The following is a 19,365-nucleotide window of genomic DNA, read 5'->3' on the forward strand; positions in this document are numbered from 1 at the left end:
GACTTCTCGACTGTCTCAACCATAGGCCCGGTGAAATTGCATTACGAGTAAAGATGCTCGTTTCGCGCAGCAGGACGGAAAGACCCCGGGACCTTTACTATAGCTTGATATTGGTGTTCGGTTCGGCTTGTGTAGGATAGGTGGGAGACTTTGAAGCAGCAACGCCAGTTGTTGTGGAGTCGTCGTTGAAATACCACTCTGGTCGTGCTGGATGTCTAACCTGGGTCCGTGATCCGGATCAGGGACAGTGTCTGGTGGGTAGTTTAACTGGGGCGGTTGCCTCCTAAAGAGTAACGGAGGCGCCCAAAGGTTCCCTCAGCCTGGTTGGCAATCAGGTGTTGAGTGTAAGTGCACAAGGGAGCTTGACTGTGAGACTGACGGGTCGAGCAGGGACGAAAGTCGGGACTAGTGATCCGGCGGTGGCTTGTGGAAGCGCCGTCGCTCAACGGATAAAAGGTACCCCGGGGATAACAGGCTGATCTTCCCCAAGAGTCCATATCGACGGGATGGTTTGGCACCTCGATGTCGGCTCGTCGCATCCTGGGGCTGGAGTAGGTCCCAAGGGTTGGGCTGTTCGCCCATTAAAGCGGTACGCGAGCTGGGTTTAGAACGTCGTGAGACAGTTCGGTCCCTATCCGCTGTGCGCGTAGGAGTGTTGAGAAGGGCTGTCCCTAGTACGAGAGGACCGGGACGGACGAACCTCTGGTGTGCCAGTTGTCCTGCCAAGGGCATGGCTGGTTGGCTACGTTCGGGAGGGATAACCGCTGAAAGCATCTAAGCGGGAAGCCTGCTTCGAGATGAGCACTCCCACCTCCTTGAGAGGGTAAGGCTCCCAGTAGACGACTGGGTTGATAGGCCGGATATGGAAGCCCTGTAAGGGGTGGAGTTGACCGGTACTAATAGGCCGAGGGCTTGTCCTCAGTTGCTCGCGTCCACTGTGTTGTTCTGAAACAACGACCCCCATGCCAGGTCACGGTATGGGTGCGGTTGACAGTTTCATAGTGTTTCGGTGGTCATAGCGTGAGGGAAACGCCCGGTTACATTCCGAACCCGGAAGCTAAGCCTCACAGCGCCGATGGTACTGCAGGGGGGACCCTGTGGGAGAGTAGGACGCCGCCGAACAATCATTCCAAAAAGACCCCCTTCCATTCGGAAGGGGGTCTTTTTGCGTTAACGTCTCTGCCAGCACATCCCGGCTCGGCGGAAGGCACGAACCGTTGCAGAATCTGACCCTGACCTGGCAGTCCGCCGGGGGCACCGCAGCGGCTCTCCACGGGGGTTCGTACGCCGTCTCGCGCTGGTGGCGGCGCGGCCCGCTGCCGGCGCTGTTGCGGGAGGCCGGCACGCTGCTCGCGCTGTTCGCGCTCTGGCAGCTGGTGGGCAGCCTCTCCCTGATGAGTGCCGAGCACGCGCTCGACCGGGCAAGTTGGATCCACCGGACGGAGTTGGCGGTCGGACTGCCGGACGAAGCCTCCTGGCAGGCGGCGGTCACGCCGTACCCGGTGGCGGTGAAAGCCGCGAACTACTACTACGCCTCGATGCACTTCGCGGTGATGATCGCCGTCCTGGCCTGGGTGTTCGTCCGGCACCGCGCGCGGTACGCGTGGGTGCGGAACACGGTGGTGATCACGACGGCGATCTGCCTGCTGATCCAGTTCATCCCGGTGGCGCCGCCCCGGATGCTGCCGCAGAACGGCTTCGTGGACGTCGCGGCCGAGTACGGGCAGTCGGTGTACGGAGGCGCGGTCGGCGGCGTCGTGGTGGCCGCGCAGCTCTCCGCGATGCCCTCGGTGCACGTGGCCTGGTGCGTGCTCGCGGCGGTGGCGGTGATCAAGGTGTCGACGAGCTCGCTGCGCTGGCTGGTGGTGCTGCACCCGGTGCTGACCGTGGCGGTCGTGGTGGTCACGGCCAACCACTTCTGGGCGGACGGCCTGGTCGCCGTGGCGATCCTGCTCTTCGCGTACGCGGTGCAGGAGGCGTTCGCCCGCCGGGTCCGCAGAGCGGCCGCCCGGAACGCGGCCGCTCCGGGCGGAGGAACCGCTGGAGGTGCCGCTGGAGGAGCTGGCGGGGGTACGGCCGGGGGTGCGGACGCAGCGGCAGCCGGGGAACGGGCCGGCAGCCACCGGCGGGGCTGACCCGCGGATCGGACGGACCCGGTGACGGACACCGCGACGGGCCGGTCCTCCCCACCCGGGGAGGGCCGGCCCGCCTGCGTTGCGGCCGGTGGACTTACTTGACCGGCAGTGCGGCCCGGCCCCACGCGCTGTTGGTCAGCGACGCGGTGGCCCAGTACCAGGCGGCCAGCCCGGAGGCCGCGGCGATCCAGCCGGCGACCTTGGCGAGGCCGCCGGAGCTGCCGAACGTGGCGATGGCGGAGAGCACCAGCGAGACGGTCAGCAGGCCGTAGACGGCACGGCTGAGCAGACCGCTGTTCCAGCTCGCCGCGGTGAGGGTGAGGGCGAGCAGGGCCCACAGCAGCAGGAACAGGCCCGCTGCGTTCTTGCCGGCGCCACCGGCCGCGGACCAGGTGGCCCAGAAGGCGCCGAGGCTGGTGAAGGCGGTGCCGGTGAAGCCCTCGCCGCTGCGGAACTGCCAGAGGCCGGCGACGAAGAGGGTGAGGCCACCGACGAGGTGGGCGAGATGTGCTGAGTCCCCGACTCCGGTGCCACTGAAGATGCCGGTGGAGAGAAGACCGTAGGCGAGGAGGGTCAGGCCGAGGGCGAGGTAACCGAGGTTACCCGCGTCGGCCCCGGAGGAACGGGCGTTCTGTGCCCCGGAAGCGTCGTTGCTCACCGGAGGCTCCTTTCGCTTCGGGCGCGCGCAGGGCGCGGTCGACCGCACGGGGGGTGTTCGATGAGGAGGATGCGCGCAACCGCGCCGAGGGCGCACGGCTGGAGCGTGCGACGGCTGCGGTCAGAATGACGGTCCAGCGGAGAACCGCTGGTCGTGGCCCCGCCGGGGGATTCCCCGGTGAGATCGGTGTACCCGGCCGCACAACCTTGTACCCTTGTGAATCGCACAATTTGTGGCGCCGTCAGCTGTGGAACGCTCACGATCGGGCGCCGGGACGGCCAGGACCGCGCAGCAGTGCGCGCGGCGGTGCTCGGCCCGTGCGCTCAGCCCACCCGCTGCGCGGGCACCCGCAGGGTCAGGATCGCCATGTCGTCGGACGGCGGCTCGGGGGCGAACCGCTCGACCGCCCGCTGGACCCGCATGGCCACCGCGCCGGCGGTCAGCCCGGTGCACCCGGTGAGCACCTCGGCGAGGCCGTCCTCGCCCAGCATCCGCAGGCCCTCCCGGCGTTCGGTGACGCCGTCGGTGACGCAGAGCAGCACCTCGCCGGGGGCGAGCACCAAGTGCTCGGCGGTGAGATCGAGTTCGTCCATCACCCCGAGCAGCGGCTGCGGGGTCGCGGCCTGGTCGACCTGGCCGTCGGTGCGCAGCCGCAGCGGCAGCGGGTGCCCGGCGCAGACCAGCGAGAGCTCGGTGCTGCCGTCCGGCCTGGGCGTCAGCTCGCCGTACAGCAGGGTCAGGAAGCGGCTGCGCGAACCCTCGTCCAGGATGGCCGCGTTGAGCCGGCTGAGGACCTGCGGGGCGTCCAGGCCCTCGCGGGCGAGCAGGCGCAGCGAGTGCCGGGCGAGGCCGGTGACGGAGGCTGCCTCGGGGCCGGTGCCGCAGACGTCGCCGATGGCGAAGCCGTAGGTGCCCTCGCGGATGGTGAAGAGGTCGTAGAAGTCGCCGCCGACCTCGTTGCCCTCGCCGGCGGCCTGGTAGTAGACGTCGACCTCGACGCCGGGGATCTCGGGCAGGTCGGGCGGCAGCAGGCTGCGCTGGAGGGCCTGGCTGGTGGCGGTGCGCTCGGAGTAGAGGCGGGAGTTGTCGAGGGCCAGGGCCGCCCGGCGGGAGAGGTCCTCGGCGAGCTCCAGGATCTCCTGGCGGAACCGGACGTTCGCGGGGACGCCGAGGGCGAGCAGCCCGATGACGCGGTTGCGTGCGGTGAGCGGCAGGACGACCGTCTCGCCCAGCAGACCGGCGAGTTCGGGGTTGCCGGCGAGGCCGCCGGTCCGTGCGGTCTCGGCCGGGGCGGTCCAGAATCGGACGCCGGAGGTGGGGCCGGACTCCGGCGCGGGGGTCTTCTCCAGCAGGGCGCGAAGCGGGTCGATCCGGTCCTCGTCCTCGTGCAGGACGAAGGCGACCGAGGCCGGGGCGCCGTGGTCGCCGTTGGTGTAGACGGCGCACCAGGAGGCGAGGGTGGGGACGGCCATCTGGGCCATCAGGGCGAGGGTCTGCTCGTGTTCGAGGGTGCCGGCCAGCAGGTCGGAGGCCTCGACGAGGAAGGAGAGCGAGCCGCGGCGCAGCCGGTCGAGTTCGGTGAGCCGGGTGCTCTCGACGGCGAGTGCGACCCGGTCGGCGGCGAACTGGAGGCGCAGTGCGTCCTCGTTGTCGTAGCGGCCCGGGGCGGCGGAGGCGATGCCGAGGGAGCCGATCAGCCGGCCCTCGACCTTGAGCGGGACGGTCAGCAGGGAGCGCAGGCCGCTGTCGGCGAGCAGGGCGAGGCCGGTGGGGCGGGTGGCGAGGTCCTCGTGGACGGAGGGCAGCCGGGCGGAGTCGTAGCGGTTGCCGGTCTCGACGGGGAAGCGGCTGTGCCGGCGGTGGCCGGTGGTGAGGCCGGTGGCGGCGCGGACCTCGAACTCGCTCTCGTCCTCGGTGGTGAGCAGGACGTACGCCGCGTCGGCGTCGAGCAGGTCGCGGGCGCGTTCGACGGTGCGCTGGAGCAGGGTGTCGAGGTCGTCGCCGGCGGTCGGGCCGGCCAGCAGGTCGAGCCGTGGGGCGGCCTGGTCGGACTTGTCGCCGGGCAGGGCGCGGGCGGGGGAGCGGAGCACGGCCCGGTCGCCGTCGAGGACGAGCAGGCAGAGCGTGGACGGGGTGCCCTCGGTGTCCCGGATCCGGACTTGGAGGCCGTAGACGTCGACGGTCCGGCCGTCGGCGTGGCGCAGGCCGTAGCTGCCCTCCCAGCGGGCCAGGCGCAGCGTCGCGGCCAGGCCGAGGCCGAGGCCGGGGCCCTGGGGCCAGACGGCGAGGTCGGCCCAGGGGCGGCCGAGGACGGTGTCGGCGGAGTGGCGGAAGAGCGCTTCGGCGTCGGCGTTCCAGGCCAGGACGCAGCCGTCGTCGTCGAGTTGGACGACGGCGACGTGGACCGGGCCGGTGCTGCGGGGGAGTTCGCCGCCGGGGGCGGCGGGGACGGCGTAGCGGGTGCCGGCGACGTGTGCGGGCAGGGCCAGGCGGAACCAGACGGTCTTGCCGCCCGCCGCGTACTCGACGCCCCAGCGTTCGGCCAGGGCGGAGCACATCAGGAGGCCGCGGCCGCCCTCGCCGTCCGGGTCGGCGTAGCGCTCGGAGGCGGTGACGGGGACGTCGGGGAAGGTGGGCAGGCTCCGCTCGGGGTGGTGGTCGGTGACCTCGATCCGGACGGTTCCGTCCTCGCGCAGGCAACAGACCTCGGCGGCGGTGCCGGCGTGCACGACGGCGTTGGTGACGAGTTCGCTGACCAGGACCACGGCGTCGTCGACGACCTCGGGCAGCCCCCAGCCGAGCAGTGCGTCCCGGACGAAGGCGCGGGCAGCGCCGGCCGACCTCCCGACGGGTTCGAAGGTGGCGGCTGCGCGCGCGGTGACCACGTTGCCACTTCTCCTCTGCTCTGGCTCTGGCTGTCCGGGGTGCGGCGCCGACTTCCCCGTGCGCGCCGGCGGGGTGAGCGGCGGCGCTGGGTCGGGTCGTGGCCCGGGTGCAGCGCTCCACCCTACTTTCCGCTTGGTTCCCCGTGGGGGCGGGGCGTCGAAACAGGCACCAGAGGGTGATTCTGCCCACCTGTTTCGGCCGGGGGGCCACCAACCGAGCGCAACCGGCCGTATACCCGGGGCCGGTGCTGCCAGACTGGGGGGTCCGCGACGGCCGGCGGGAGCAGTACGGTCGTGTGGGTTCCGCTCGGCCGTGAGGCTGTCGGGACGCAGTTGCGCCGGGCCGGTGTCCGGGTGCCGGGCCCCGCAGGGGGTGCGGCCGGGTGCCGGACAGTTCACGATCTGGGAGGGCCCCGTTGAGTTCGGCGACCAAGGACGCAACCGGTACGACGCCGCCCGCTCAGCGTGGGGTGCGCTCCGGGGCCGCGCCGCGGGGCGCGGCCGGCCGGCGAGCGAGCCACAGCCGGGGGGCCGAGCCGGCCGAGCTGCGCAAGCTGCTGGCCGCGCTGACCGCGATGCGGGACGGCAACTTCCGCCGCAGGCTGACCGTGCCGGGTGACGGGCCGCTGGCCGAGATCGCCGCGGTGTTCAACGAGGTCGCCGAGCGCAACCAGCACCTGACCGGGGAACTGGCCCGGGTGCGGCGGGCGGTGGGCCGGGAGGGCCGGCTGAACGAGCGCCTGGAGACGGGCGCCGGCGAGGGCGCCTGGATGGCGGCGGTCGACAACTGCAACGCGCTGATCGACGATCTGGCCCGGCCGATGGCCGAGGTGGGCCGGGTGCTGGCCTCGATCGCCGAGGGCGACCTGGACCAGAAGATGGAGCTGCGCTCGCTGCACAGCAACGGGGTGAGCCACCCGCTGCGCGGCGAGTACCTGAAGATCGGCCGGACGGTGAACGGCCTGGTGGACCAGTTGTCGGAGTTCACCGACGAGGTGACCCGGGTGGCCCGCGAGGTCGGGACCGAGGGCAAGCTCGGCGGCCAGGCCAAGGTGCGCAGCGTCTCGGGCAGCTGGAAGGACCTGGCGGACTCGGTCAACACCATGGCGGGCCGGCTGACCGCGCAGGTGCGCAACATCGCGCAGGTGACCACCGCGGTGGCCAAGGGCGACCTCTCGCGCAAGGTCACCGTCGAGGTGGCCGGCGAGATGCTGGAGCTGAAGAACACCGTCAACACGATGGTGGACCAGCTGAACGGCTTCGCGGCGCAGGTGACCGGGGTGGCCCGGGACGTGGGCACGGAGGGGCGGCTCGGCGGCCAGGCGCAGGTGCCGGGCGTGGCCGGGGTGTGGCGCGACCTCACCGACTCGGTGAACTTCATGGCCGACAACCTGACCGGTCAGGTCCGCAACATCGCCCAGGTGACCACGGCGGTGGCGCGCGGCGACCTCTCGCAGAAGATCGAGGTCGATGCGCGGGGCGAGATCCTGGAGTTGAAGAACACCATCAACACGATGGTGGACCAGCTCTCGGGCTTCGCCGAGCAGGTGACCCGGGTGGCCCGTCAGGTCGGCACGGAGGGGCGGCTGGGCGGCCAGGCGCAGGTGCCGGGCGCCGCCGGGGTGTGGCGCGACCTCACCGACAACGTCAACTTCATGGCGAACAACCTCACCGACCAGGTGCGCAACATCGCGCAGGTGACGACCGCGGTCGCCCGGGGCGACCTCTCGCAGAAGATCCAGGTGGACGCGCGGGGCGAGATCCTGGAGTTGAAGAACACCATCAACACGATGGTGGACCAGCTCGGTGCGTTCGCGGACGAGGTGACGAGGGTCGCCCGGGACGTCGGTACCGAGGGCATCCTCGGTGGTCAGGCGAGTGTGCCGGGGGTCTCCGGCACCTGGAAGGACCTGACCAACAGCGTCAACCTGATGGCCAACAACCTGACCAGCCAGGTGCGCAACATCGCGGAGGTCACCACGGCGGTGGCCCGCGGTGACGTCTCCAAGAAGATCACCGTGGACGCCCGCGGGGAGATCCTGGAGCTGGTCACCACCGTCAACACCATGGTCGACCAGCTGTCGGCGTTCGCCGACGAGGTGACCCGGGTGGCGCGCGAGGTGGGTACCGAGGGGATCCTCGGCGGCCAGGCCCGGGTGCGCGGGGTGTCGGGCATCTGGAAGGACCTGACGGACAACGTCAACTTCATGGCGTCCAACCTGACCAGTCAGGTCCGCAACATCGCCGAGGTGGCGACGGCGGTGGCCCGCGGCGACCTCTCGAAGAAGATCGACATCGAGGCGCAGGGCGAGGTGGCGGCGCTGGCCGGCACCCTGAACACGATGGTCGACCAGCTCTCCGCCTTCGCGGTGCAGGTGACCCGGGTGGCCCGCGAGGTCGGTACCGACGGCATCCTGGGCGGCCAGGCCGGGGTGCCGGGCGTGGCCGGGATCTGGAAGGACCTGACCGACAACGTCAACCTGATGGCCAACAACCTCACCGGCCAGGTCCGCAACATCGCCCTGGTGATCACGGCGGTGGCCCGCGGGGACCTCTCGCAGAAGATCGACGTGGACGCGCGCGGGGAGATCCTGGAGCTCAAGACCAGCATCAACACGATGGTCGACCAGCTGTCGGCGTTCGCCGACGAGGTGACCCGGGTGGCGCGCGAGGTGGGCACCGACGGCCGCCTCGGCGGCCAGGCCCGGGTGCCCGGGGTGGACGGCACCTGGCAGGACCTCACCGAGTCGGTGAACGAGCTGGCCAACAACCTGACCCGGCAGGTGCGTGCGATCGCGCAGGTCGCCACCGCGGTGACCAGGGGCGACCTCTCGCTGCGGATCGACGTGGACGCGTCCGGCGAGCTCGACGAGCTCAAGGACAACATCAACCAGATGATCGCCAACCTGCGCGAGACGACCCGAACCAACCAGGAACAGGACTGGCTGAAGACCAACCTGGCCCGGATCTCCGGCCTGCTCCAGGGCCGCCGGGACCTGGAGGCGGTCGCCTCGCTGATCATGACCGAGCTGACGCCGGTGGTCTCGGCCCAGCACGGCGCCTTCTTCCTCGCCCAGCCGGCCGGCCGCACGGCCGAGCTGATCACCGAGGACGACGACGAGAACGACACCGTGCTGCGGCTGATCGGCAGCTACGGCTACCAGCGGCGGGCGATGCCGACCACCTTCCGGCCGGGCGAGTCGCTGATCGGCCAGGCCGCGGTGGAGAAGCGCTCGATCATCCTCAAGGAGGCGCCGCCCGGGTACCTCAAGATCGCCTCGGGCCTGGGCGAGGCCTCGCCGGCCCACATCGTGGTGCTGCCGGTGCTGTTCGAGGGCCGGCTGCTGGGTGTGATCGAGCTGGCGACCTTCAGCTCCTTCACCACCGTCGCGCTGGACTTCCTCAACCAGATCGCCGACCTGATCGGCGTCACCGTCAACACCATCAGCGTCAACACCAAGACCGAGGGCCTGCTGCTGGAGTCCCAGCGGCTGACCGCCGAACTCTCGATGCGGTCGGCCGAGTTGGAGGCGCGCCAGGAGGAACTGGAGCGCACCAACGAGGAGTTGCAGGAGAAGGCCTCGCAGCTCGCCCAGCAGAACCGTGACATCGAGATCAAGAACAGCGAGATCGAGGAGGCCCGGCAGGTCCTGGAGGAGCGCGCCGAGCAGCTCGCCCTGGCCTCCCGGTACAAGAGCGAGTTCCTCGCCAACATGTCGCACGAGCTGCGCACCCCGCTCAACTCGCTGCTGATCCTGGCCAAGCTGCTCTCCGACAACAACGAGGGCAACCTCTCGCCCAAGCAGGTCGAGTTCGCCGACACCATCCACGGCGCCGGCTCCGACCTGCTCCAGCTGATCAACGACATCCTGGACCTCTCCAAGGTCGAGGCCGGCAAGATGGACGTCCGCCCGGCGCGGATCGCCCTGGTGCAGCTGGTCGACTACGTGGAGGCCACCTTCCAGCCGGTCGCGCTCGACAAGAACCTGGAGTTCGGCGTCCGGGTCTCGCCCGCGCTGCCGGTGACCCTGCACACCGACGAGCAGCGGCTCCAGCAGGTGCTGCGCAACCTGATCTCCAACGCGGTCAAGTTCACCGACTCCGGGGCGGTCGACTTCTCGATCAGCCCGGCCGGGCCCGCCGTCCCGCAGCACGTCCGGGAACGGCTGCTGGAGGCCGGGGCGATCCAGGACCCGGACGACGAGCTGATCGCCTTCGCGGTCTCCGACACCGGCATCGGCATCCCCGGCAACAAGCTGCGGGAGATCTTCGAGGCCTTCAAGCAGGCCGACGGCACCACCAGCCGCAAGTACGGCGGCACCGGTCTCGGGCTCTCGATCAGCCGGGAGATCGCCCGGCTGCTCGGCGGCGAGATCCACGCCGAGAGCGAGCTCGGCAAGGGCTCCACCTTCACGCTCTACCTGCCGCTGCGCACCGAGGCCGCCGCGGCCCCGGGTGCCGGGCCGGCGCCCGCCCCGAGCGCGCCGGTGGTCCGTGCCGCGGTCGGTGTGACCCCGGCCGGTACGCCCGTCCCGGTCGGCGAGAACCCGGCCGACCACTGGGCCCAGGAGGTCCGTGAGCTCGCCGAGGAGCGCCGCCGGGGCGCCGTCGAGCGGCGCCGCGCCGCGGCCCTGGAGGCCCCCGCGGAGGGCCGCCCGCCGGCCGTCGGTGCCACCGTCCGCCCGAGCACCCGGGTGGACACCCGGTTCGCCGGCCAGCAGGTGCTGATCGTGGACGACGACGTCCGCAACGTCTTCGCGCTGACCAGCGTCCTGGAGCAGCACGGTCTGACCGTCCTCTACGCGGAGAACGGTCGCGAGGGCATCGAGATGCTGGAGCAGCACGAGAACGTCGCGCTGGTCCTGATGGACATCATGATGCCGGAGATGGACGGCTACGCGACCACCGAGGCGATCCGCCGGATGCCCCAGTTCGCCGGGCTGCCGATCATCGCGCTCACGGCGAAGGCGATGAAGGGCGACAAGGAGAAGTCGCTGGAGGCCGGGGCCACCGATCACATCACCAAGCCGGTGGAGACCGACCACCTGCTGACGGTGATGCACGAGTGGTTGACGGCCCGCCACTGACCGCCCGCCACTGAGTACCCGCCACTGTTGGCCCGCCACTGGGCACCCGCGCCGAACGGCCGGCCGCACCCGCCGCCACCTGCGCGGTTGCCCGTTCGGGCCGACCTGCCGCCCGCGCGGCAGGGACGGCGGGGGCGTGCGGCGGACCGCCCGCTCCGGGGTTCGCGCCCGAGGCCGGAGCGGTTTGCTGGCGGGGAGGGGCGGGAACCCGGTAGGGTCACCGATCGTTGCGAACAGTGACCGGACGGCGACTCGCTGCTCAGCGTGCGCCGGGGCACTGGCTGCGCGCTGTTCCGGATCGGCTCGCGACGGAGCGGTGTGCCGGGCGAGGGGGTGCGGCTAGCATGACCGGGGTAATGGTGGGCAGCAGTACGCGGATGCCCTCCCCAGGCAGGCAGGCGACAGGAGGGCGGGTCGTAATGCAGAAGGCGAAGATCCTCCTGGTCGACGACCGGCCGGAGAACCTGCTGGCGCTGGAGGCGATCCTCTCCGCGCTGGACCAGACGCTGGTGCGCGCGGTCTCCGGCGAGGAGGCGCTCAAGGCGCTGCTCACCGACGACTTCGCGGTGATCCTGCTGGACGTCCAGATGCCCGGCATGGACGGCTTCGAGACGGCCGCGCACATCAAGCGGCGCGAACGCACCCGGGACATCCCGATCATCTTCCTGACCGCCATCAACCACGGGCCGCACCACACCTTCCGCGGCTACGCGGCCGGCGCGGTGGACTACATCTCCAAGCCCTTCGACCCGTGGGTGCTGCGCGCGAAGGTCTCGGTCTTCGTCGACCTCTACATGAAGAACTGCCAGCTCAAGGAGCAGGCCGCGCTGTTGCGGCTGCAGCTCGAGGCGGGCGCTGCGCAGCCGGAGATCGGCGGCGCGCTGCTCGGCGAGCTGTCGGCCCGGCTGGCATCCGTGGAGGAGCAGGCCGAGGCGCTGGTCAAGCAGCTCGACGGCACCGAGGACGGCGGGATCGCCGCCACCGCGGCCCACCTGGAGCGGAAGCTGACCGGCCTGCGCCGGGCCCTGGACGCGCTGCGTCCCGGCACGGACTGACCGCCGCCCGACTGCCCCGTCCGGGTGAACCGGACCGGCGTGACGGAGTGTCTGCGACACGTCCGGGCCGCCGGACCGGGGCGCATGGGCACAGCTGGTCGGCCCCGGTAGGCTGCTGAGCCATGGCCACACGTACGCCCGGAAGCGCGGCACGCAATTCGAGTCCGGGACCGTCCAAGAAGGCCGCGGCGAAGGCTCCGGCCAAGCCGCCAGCGAAGAAGGCGCCCGCGGGGAAGGCCGCCCCGGCGAAGAAGGCGGCGGCCAGGCCGGCTCCGCCGCCGCCCCCGCGCCCGGTGCTCTTCCGCCTCGTCCTCGGGGTCGGGAGCGGAATCGCGCACGGCTTCGGCGCGATATTCCGCGGCTTCGGCGACGGCGCGAAGAACCTGGACCCGGCGCACCGCAAGGACGGCGTCGGGCTCCTGTTGTTCGGGCTGGCCCTGGTCACCGCGGTCGGCACGTGGTCCCGGCCGCAGGGCTGGCTGGGCGAGGCCGCCACCTACGTGGTGTCCGGCCTGTTCGGCCGCCTGGACGTGCTGATGCCCTTTCTGCTCGCGGTGGTCGCCGTCCGGCTGATGCGCCACCCGGATCTGCCCGAGGCCAACGGGCGGATCATGATCGGCCTGAGCGCGCTGCTGGTCGGCGTGCTCGGCCTGGTCCACATCGGCTGCGGCGCCCCCATGATGGGCAGCGGCGCGACCCGGATAAGGGCGGCCGGCGGCATCGTCGGCTGGGCCGTCTCCACCCCGATGATGGCCGCCGCCGGCCCGCTGCTCGCGGTGCCGCTCCTGCTGCTGCTGGCCTTCTTCGGTCTGCTGGTGACCACCGCCACCCCGGTCAACCGGATCCCCGAGCGGCTGCGCGCGGCCGGGGTGCGGCTCGGTGTGGTCGAACCGGGGCCGCAGGACGGTCCTGCCGGGCGTACGCCGGAGCGCGAGCTGTCCACCGAGCCGCCGGAGGACGCCGACCCGTCGGCGCTGCCGTACACGGTGGAGAGCGAGGGCGGCACCCCGCAGGACGAGGTCGCCGCCCGCCGGCGCCGCCGCCGCAAGCGGCCGGACGACGGGGAGGCGGACTCCGCCGCCTCCGGGCCGCTCGCCGAGGGTCCGTTCGGCAGGGATCCGTTCACCAAGGGCCCGTTCGGCGCGGAGCCGGAGGACCCGTTCGCGACCCGTGACCTCGCCGCGGGCGCCGCCGCCGACCTCGACGGTGCGCTGGTCTACGGCGTCCCCGCCTCCTCGGCGGTGGCGAACATGATGCACCAGGTGCAGGACCGTACCGCCCCGCCCGAGGAGGCCGCCGTGCCGGCCGCCCGCAGCGCCGCCGCGGGCCCGGGCGCCCCGGAGGAGCACGGCCCGGCGCCGGTACGGATGGAGCAGCTCCAGCTCTCCGGCGACGTCACGTACACGCTGCCCCCGCTCGACCTGCTGGAGCGCGGCGGCCCGGCCAAGGCCCGCAGCGCGCTCAACGACGAGGTGGTGGCCCAGCTCACCAGTACGTTCGCCGAGTTCAAGGTGGACGCCAAGGTCACCGGCTTCACCCGGGGCCCGACGGTCACCCGGTACGAGGTCGAGCTGGGCCCGGCCGTCAAGGTGGAGCGGATCACGGCACTCGCGAAGAACATCGCGTACGCCGTCGCCAGCGCGGACGTCCGGATCATCAGTCCGATCCCGGGGAAGTCCGCCGTCGGCATCGAGATCCCCAACCGGGACCGCGAGATGGTCAACCTCGGCGACCTGCTGCGCTCGCGCACGGCCGCCGAGGACACCCACCCGATGGTCGTCGGCATGGGCAAGGACGTCGAGGGCCACACCGTGATGGCCAACCTCGCCAAGATGCCGCACATCCTGGTCGCCGGCGCGACCGGGGCGGGCAAGTCCTCCTGCATCAACTGCCTGATCACCTCGGTGCTGGCCCGGGCCACGCCGGACGAGGTGCGGATGGTGCTGGTCGACCCCAAGCGGGTCGAGCTGACCGCGTACGAGGGCATCCCGCACCTGATCACGCCGATCATCACCAACCCGAAGAAGGCCGCCGAGGCCCTCCAGTGGGTGGTGCGCGAGATGGACCTGCGCTACGACGACCTGGCCGCGTTCGGGTTCCGGCACGTGGACGACTTCAACGCGGCCGTGAAGGCCGGCAAGGTCACCGCGCCGCTCGGCAGCGAGCGCGAGCTGACCCCGTACCCGTACCTGCTGGTGATCGTCGACGAGCTGGCCGACCTGATGATGGTCGCCCCGCGCGACGTCGAGGACTCGGTGGTCCGGATCACCCAGCTCGCCCGGGCCGCCGGCATCCACCTGGTGCTGGCGACCCAGCGGCCCTCGGTGGACGTCGTGACCGGTCTGATCAAGGCCAACGTGCCGTCCCGGCTGGCCTTCGCGACCTCGGCGATGGCCGACTCGCGGGTCATCCTGGACCAGCCGGGCGCCGAGAAGCTGATCGGCAAGGGCGACGCGCTGTTCCTGCCGATGGGCGCCAGCAAGGCGGTCCGGATGCAGGGCGCGTTCGTCACCGAGGCGGAGATCGCCGCGGTGGTGCAGCACTGCAAGGACCAGATGGCGGCCGCCTACCGGGACGACGTGACGGTCGGCGGCGGGCCGCGCAAGGAGATCGACGAGGAGATCGGCGACGACCTGGACCTGCTGATCCAGGCGGTCGAGCTGGTGGTCTCCACGCAGTTCGGCTCCACCTCGATGCTCCAGCGCAAGCTGCGGGTCGGCTTCGCCAAGGCCGGCCGGCTGATGGACCTGATGGAGTCGCGCGGGATCGTCGGTCCGAGTGAAGGATCCAAGGCCCGTGACGTCCTGGTGAAACCGGACGAACTGGACGGCGTGATCGTCGACATCCGCGGCTGACCGCACCCCGCCCCATGGGTGTTCACCCGTTCGGAGAGGGGTAGGCGCCGTGCACGGAACCGATCGGACGTGCACGGCGTCACAGGCCGGAAGAAGAGGTCTCCGTGAACGGCGGCCCCCGCCCCGGGGGCCGGTCGGCGGACACCCGGAACCGGCTCGGGGCGGGTGCGCGCATTCGGGCCTGTTCCGCTTGAGAAACGATCCGCTCCCGCCCCTAGACTGTTCTCCAGCAGGTGGCCATCCGCTCGAAAGGCGTGCCCCGTGACCATCGGCAAGTCCCCCGATCGCGAGAACGCCCCGTCGTCCGCCCAGCCGTCCGGCGGCGCGGAGCAGACGGCCGATGCCGTGAGCATCGGTCGTGTGCTGTCCGCTGCCCGGATCGACGCCGGACTCACGGTGGATCAGGTGAGTACCGCCACCCGAGTGCGGGTGCCGATCGTGCATGCCATTGAGGAGGACGATTTCGACCGCTGCGGCGGTGACTTCTACGCCCGTGGCCACATCCGGTCGATCGCCCGCGCGGTCGGCGTCGACGGCGAGCCCCTGGTGGCCCGCTACGACGCCGCGCACGGCGGCGCCCCGGCCGCCCGGCGCCCGGCCCAGCTGATCGAGAGCGGCCCGATCAAGGTGCCCGGCCGCGGCCGGCCGAACTGGACCGCGGCGATGGTCGCCGCGATCTTCGCGGTGGTCGCGCTGATCGGGTTCAACCTGGTCAGCGGCAAGACCGGCAGCTCGACCACCGGCTCGGCCAGCGCACCGCTGCCCAGCGGGTCCGGCACCGGCTCGGTCGCCCCGCCGGCCTCGCCGAGCGTGCAGCCGCCCGCCCCGGCGCCCAGCGCCGCGGCGATCGCGGCCGCGCCCGCCGACAAGGTCACCGTGAAGCTGGTGGCCGAGAAGGACACCAGCTGGGTCTCGGCGCTGGACGGCACCGGAAAGTCGCTGTTCCAGAACAACATCGAGGAAGGCCAGGACCAGACCTTCACCGACCCCAAGCAGATCAAGTTGGTGATCGGCAACGCCGGTGCCGTGCACGTGTACGTCAACGGCAAGGACCTCGGTCCGGCGGGCAAGAACGGCCAGGTGGTGCACGTCACGTACACCCCCGGCGACCCGCAGGCGGGCTGACCACGGGCGGGCTGCGGCCCGTTGAAGGACCGGTGAAGATCCGGTAATCCGGGGCACACGGCCGCCGGGGCGAACGGCCCCGGCGGCCGCGCGTTAATCTTGGCCCTATGCCTGAACGCCGTACTGTCGCCCTTGTCACGCTCGGATGCGCCCGCAACGAGGTGGACTCCGAGGAACTCGCCGGGCGACTGGAGGCCGACGGCTGGTCGCTGGTCGACGACGCCGCCGAAGCCGATGTCGCCGTCGTCAACACCTGCGGCTTCGTCGAGGCCGCCAAGAAGGACTCGGTCGACGCCCTGCTGGAGGCCAACGACCTCAAGGGTCACGGCCGCACCCAGGCCGTCGTCGCGGTCGGCTGCATGGCCGAGCGGTACGGCAAGGAGCTGGCCGACGCGCTGCCCGAGGCGGACGGTGTGCTCGGCTTCGACGACTACGCCGACATCTCCGACCGGCTGCAGACCATCCTGTCCGGCGGCCACCACGCCCCGCACCTCCCGCGCGACCGCCGCAAGCTGCTGCCGCTGAGCCCGGTCGAGCGCCAGGCCGCCGCCGCCGAGGTGGCTCTGCCGGGCCACGGCGCCGCCGACCCGGACGCGGCGCCCATCGCCGACCTGCCGGACGGCGTCGCGCCCGCCTCCGGGCCGCGCACGCTGCGCAAGCGGCTCGACGACAGCCCGGTGGCCTCGGTGAAGCTCGCCTCCGGCTGCGACCGGCGGTGCTCCTTCTGCGCCATCCCGGCCTTCCGCGGCTCCTTCATCTCGCGCCGCCCCTCCGACGTGCTGCAGGAGGCCCAGTGGCTGGCCTCGCAGGGCGTCCGCGAGGTGGTGCTGGTCAGCGAGAACAACACCTCGTACGGCAAGGACCTCGGCGACATCCGGCTGCTGGAGACGCTGCTCGGCGAGATCGCGGTGACCGAGGGCGTCGAGCGCGTCCGGGTCTCGTACCTGCAGCCCGCCGAGATGCGGCCCGGTCTGATCGACGCGATGACCGGCACCACCGACGTGGTGCCCTACTTCGACCTCTCCTTCCAGCACTCGGCGCCCGCCGTGCTGCGCCGGATGCGCCGCTTCGGCTCCACCGACCAGTTCCTGGAGCTGCTCGGCACCATCCGCGGCAAGGCCCCGCAGGCCGGTGCCCGCTCCAACTTCATCGTGGGCTTCCCCGGGGAGACCGAGGAGGACTTCGCCGAGCTGGAGCGCTTCGTCACGCACGCCGGCCTGGACGCGATCGGCGTCTTCGGCTACTCCGACGAGGACGGCACCGAGGCCGCCGGCTACGACGGCAAGCTGCCCGAGGACGTGGTGGCGGACCGGCTGGACCGGCTGACCCGGCTCGCCGAGGAGATGACCGCCCAGCGGGCCGAGCAGCGGATCGGCACCGAGGTCGAGGTCATGATCGAGTCCGTGGAGGGCGACCTGGTCGAGGGCCGCTCGGCCCACCAGGCGCCCGAGACGGACGGCCTCACCACGCTCACCGGCGTCGAGGACCCGGAGGTCGGCCGGTTCTACCGGGCCCGGGTGGTGGCCAGCGAGGGCGTCGACCTGATCGCCGAGGCGATCGAGCAGGTCCGGCTGCCCAAGTCCTCGGGGGCCGACGCCCCGGGAGCCGGAGAATGACCAAGGGGCCCGGCGCCCCGGCCGCGGCCCACCCGGACCGACCGGTGGCCGCGGTGCCGCCGGCGCCGGGGATCTGGAACATCGCCAACATGCTCACGATGCTCCGGCTGCTGCTGGTGCCGGTCTTCGTGGCGCTGCTCTTCGCCAACGGCGGGCACGACCCGAAGTGGCGCGCGGTGGCGTGGGCCTCGTTCGCGATCGCGATGATCACGGACCTGTTCGACGGCGAGCTGGCCCGGCGCAAGGGCCTGGTCACCGACTTCGGCAAGATCGCCGACCCGATCGCGGACAAGGCGATCATGGGCGCGGCGCTGATCGGCCTCTCGATGCTCGGCGACCTGCCGTGGTGGGTCACCGCGGTGATCCTCGCCCGCGAGCTCGGCATCACCGTGATGCGGTTCTGGGTGATCCGGTACGGCGTCATCCCGGCCAGCCGGGGCGGCAAGCTGAAGACGCTCACCCAGGGCATCGCCGTCGGCATGTACGTGCTGGTGCTCACCGGCTGGCTCGCCACCGGGCGGGCCGTGCTGATGGGGCTGGCGGTGCTGCTGACCGTCGGCACCGCGCTGGACTACGTCGGCCAGGCGCTGCGCCTGCGCCGCGAGGGGCTGGCGGCGGAGCGCGCCGGGCGGTGACGGGGGTGACCGGGGCGGAGACGGGAGCGAACGGGGTGGAGACGGCGGGCGCGGCGGGGGGCGGCGGGCTCGCCGCCCGCGTGCACGCGGCGCTGCGCGCGGAGGGCAGCACGGTGGCCGTCGCGGAGTCGCTCACCGGCGGACTGCTCGCCGCGGCGCTGGTGGACGTCCCCGGGGCCTCCGCGACCTTCCGCGGTTCGGTCACCGCGTACGCGACCGAACTGAAGGCCTCGGTGCTCGGGGTGGACGAGGGGCTGCTCGCCGTGCACGGGCCCGTCCACCCGGTGGTGGCGCGGCAGATGGCCGAGGGCGTGCGCCGGCTGCTGGGCGCCACCTACGGGGTCGCGACGACCGGGGTGGCCGGGCCGGACCCCCAGGACGGGCAGCCGGTGGGCACCGTACACCTCGCGGTGGCCGGTCCGGGTGGAACTCTGGTCAGTTCGCCCCGGCTGTCGGGGGAGCGTGCCACAATCCGTCACAGAGCCGTGACCGCCGCTCTGGAGCTGCTCCTGGGGCGGCTCCCGGCCGGTGCGTCCGCGCACTGACCCGCCGTCCGCCCGCCGCAGCGGTGCTGCCGGGGCGCCACCGGGGTGCCTCCGGGGCCCCGTTCGGGCAGATCTCCACAGAACCGAGATCTGCCGAACTGGCGTACGGGTATGGCGTAGCTGGAGGATCGTGTTACATCGAGGGTCCTGGTTGGGCAGAAACCAGGTGGCGAACGAGTGGCCCGACGGTGACCGGGGGCCGCACGGAGGGCACGACGCGGTGCCCGCGGACCCGGATGAGACACCGAAATTGGGGAGGGGACAGCCTTGCAGCCCAGAGTGAACACGACCATGGTCCCCGCACACGAAGCGGGCAAGGCGGTACGGTGGGGACGTGACATCTCGATCCGCAGTCCGAGGAGGGAGGCACCGATGATCCTGCTCCGTCGCCTACTGGGCGATGTACTGCGTCGGCAGCGCCAGCGCCAGGGCCGCACACTCCGCGAGGTGTCGGCAGCCGCCAGGGTTTCGCTCGGTTACCTCTCCGAGGTCGAGCGGGGTCAGAAGGAGGCCTCCTCGGAGCTGCTCTCCGCGATCTGCGACGCACTCGACGTCCGTATGTCCGAGGTCATGCGCGAGGTCAGCGACGAACTCTCGCTCGCCGAACTTGCGGCGATGGCCACCCTCTCCGAAGGTGAACTGCTGAGGCCGGTACTCGAACCGGTACCGCTGCCCGCCCCCGGCGCCGACCGGGCGAACCTCTCGCCCAAGACCGCCGCGATGGACGTGGTCGCCGCCTGATCCGGCCTCGACACCCGGGCGCTCGGTG

At 71.6% G+C, this 19,365-nt stretch carries 11 protein-coding genes and 2 rRNA genes (1 of these 13 only partly in view); 11 read left to right on the forward strand and 2 right to left on the reverse strand.

The window, feature by feature from the left end:
* From OH807_RS27555 to OH807_RS27565, 3 genes are all read left to right on the forward strand, one after another.
* Positions 1–920 (forward strand): 23S ribosomal RNA (locus tag OH807_RS27555) (it extends 2,202 nt beyond the left edge of the window).
* Between the two features lie 85 nt (positions 921–1,005).
* Positions 1,006–1,122, forward strand: a 5S ribosomal RNA gene (gene rrf / locus OH807_RS27560).
* 95 nt (positions 1,123–1,217) lie between these two features.
* Entirely contained in the window at positions 1,218–2,135 is a 918-nt protein-coding gene (locus OH807_RS27565) for a phosphatase PAP2 family protein (protein ID WP_406203762.1), read from the forward strand.
* A gap of 94 nt (positions 2,136–2,229) precedes the next feature.
* Here OH807_RS27565 and OH807_RS27570 read toward each other — a convergent pair whose 3' ends face one another.
* Together OH807_RS27570 and OH807_RS27575 are read right to left on the reverse strand one after the other, a co-directional pair.
* A complete protein-coding gene (locus OH807_RS27570; RefSeq protein WP_406203765.1) occupies positions 2,230–2,793 on the reverse strand; it encodes an acetate uptake transporter in 564 nt (187 codons plus the stop codon).
* A 323-nt stretch (positions 2,794–3,116) separates the two neighbouring features.
* The gene (locus OH807_RS27575; protein WP_406203768.1) at positions 3,117–5,678 is read right to left on the reverse strand and encodes a SpoIIE family protein phosphatase; all 2,562 of its coding nucleotides are present in this window, start codon (positions 5,676–5,678) and stop codon (positions 3,117–3,119) included.
* 575 nt (positions 5,679–6,253) lie between these two features.
* On the opposite strand from OH807_RS27575, the gene OH807_RS27580 reads away from it, so the two are divergent.
* From OH807_RS27580 to OH807_RS27615, 8 genes are all read left to right on the forward strand, one after another.
* Positions 6,254–10,765, forward strand: coding sequence for a HAMP domain-containing protein (locus OH807_RS27580; RefSeq protein ID WP_406211227.1), 4,512 nt, complete (start codon positions 6,254–6,256; stop codon positions 10,763–10,765).
* A gap of 419 nt (positions 10,766–11,184) precedes the next feature.
* Positions 11,185–11,820: a two-component system response regulator gene (locus OH807_RS27585; RefSeq protein WP_406203771.1), complete on the forward strand. Its 636-nt coding sequence runs from the start codon at positions 11,185–11,187 to the stop codon at positions 11,818–11,820.
* Positions 11,821–11,942: 122 nt separating this feature from the next.
* Positions 11,943–14,675 carry a DNA translocase FtsK gene (locus tag OH807_RS27590; RefSeq protein WP_406203774.1) on the forward strand — a complete coding sequence of 911 codons (2,733 nt, stop codon included), beginning with the start codon at positions 11,943–11,945 and terminating at the stop codon, positions 14,673–14,675.
* 261 nt (positions 14,676–14,936) lie between these two features.
* Positions 14,937–15,800 carry a helix-turn-helix domain-containing protein gene (locus OH807_RS27595; RefSeq protein WP_406203777.1) on the forward strand — a complete coding sequence of 288 codons (864 nt, stop codon included), beginning with the start codon at positions 14,937–14,939 and terminating at the stop codon, positions 15,798–15,800.
* A 107-nt stretch (positions 15,801–15,907) separates the two neighbouring features.
* Positions 15,908–17,416: a 30S ribosomal protein S12 methylthiotransferase RimO gene (rimO, locus tag OH807_RS27600; RefSeq protein WP_406203780.1), complete on the forward strand. Its 1,509-nt coding sequence runs from the start codon at positions 15,908–15,910 to the stop codon at positions 17,414–17,416.
* A complete protein-coding gene (gene pgsA / locus OH807_RS27605) occupies positions 17,413–18,051 on the forward strand; it encodes a CDP-diacylglycerol--glycerol-3-phosphate 3-phosphatidyltransferase (RefSeq protein ID WP_406203783.1) in 639 nt (212 codons plus the stop codon). The genes rimO and pgsA overlap by 4 nt, the downstream gene beginning before the upstream one ends.
* Positions 18,052–18,086: 35 nt before the next feature.
* Positions 18,087–18,596, forward strand: coding sequence for a CinA family protein (locus tag OH807_RS27610; RefSeq protein ID WP_406211229.1), 510 nt, complete (start codon positions 18,087–18,089; stop codon positions 18,594–18,596).
* 372 nt (positions 18,597–18,968) lie between these two features.
* A complete protein-coding gene (locus OH807_RS27615; protein WP_313765720.1) occupies positions 18,969–19,337 on the forward strand; it encodes a helix-turn-helix transcriptional regulator in 369 nt (122 codons plus the stop codon).
* Positions 19,338–19,365: the final 28 nt, after the last annotated feature.

Source organism: Kitasatospora sp. NBC_01560 (assembly GCF_045208415.1).
Lineage (GTDB): Bacteria > Actinomycetota > Actinomycetes > Streptomycetales > Streptomycetaceae > Kitasatospora.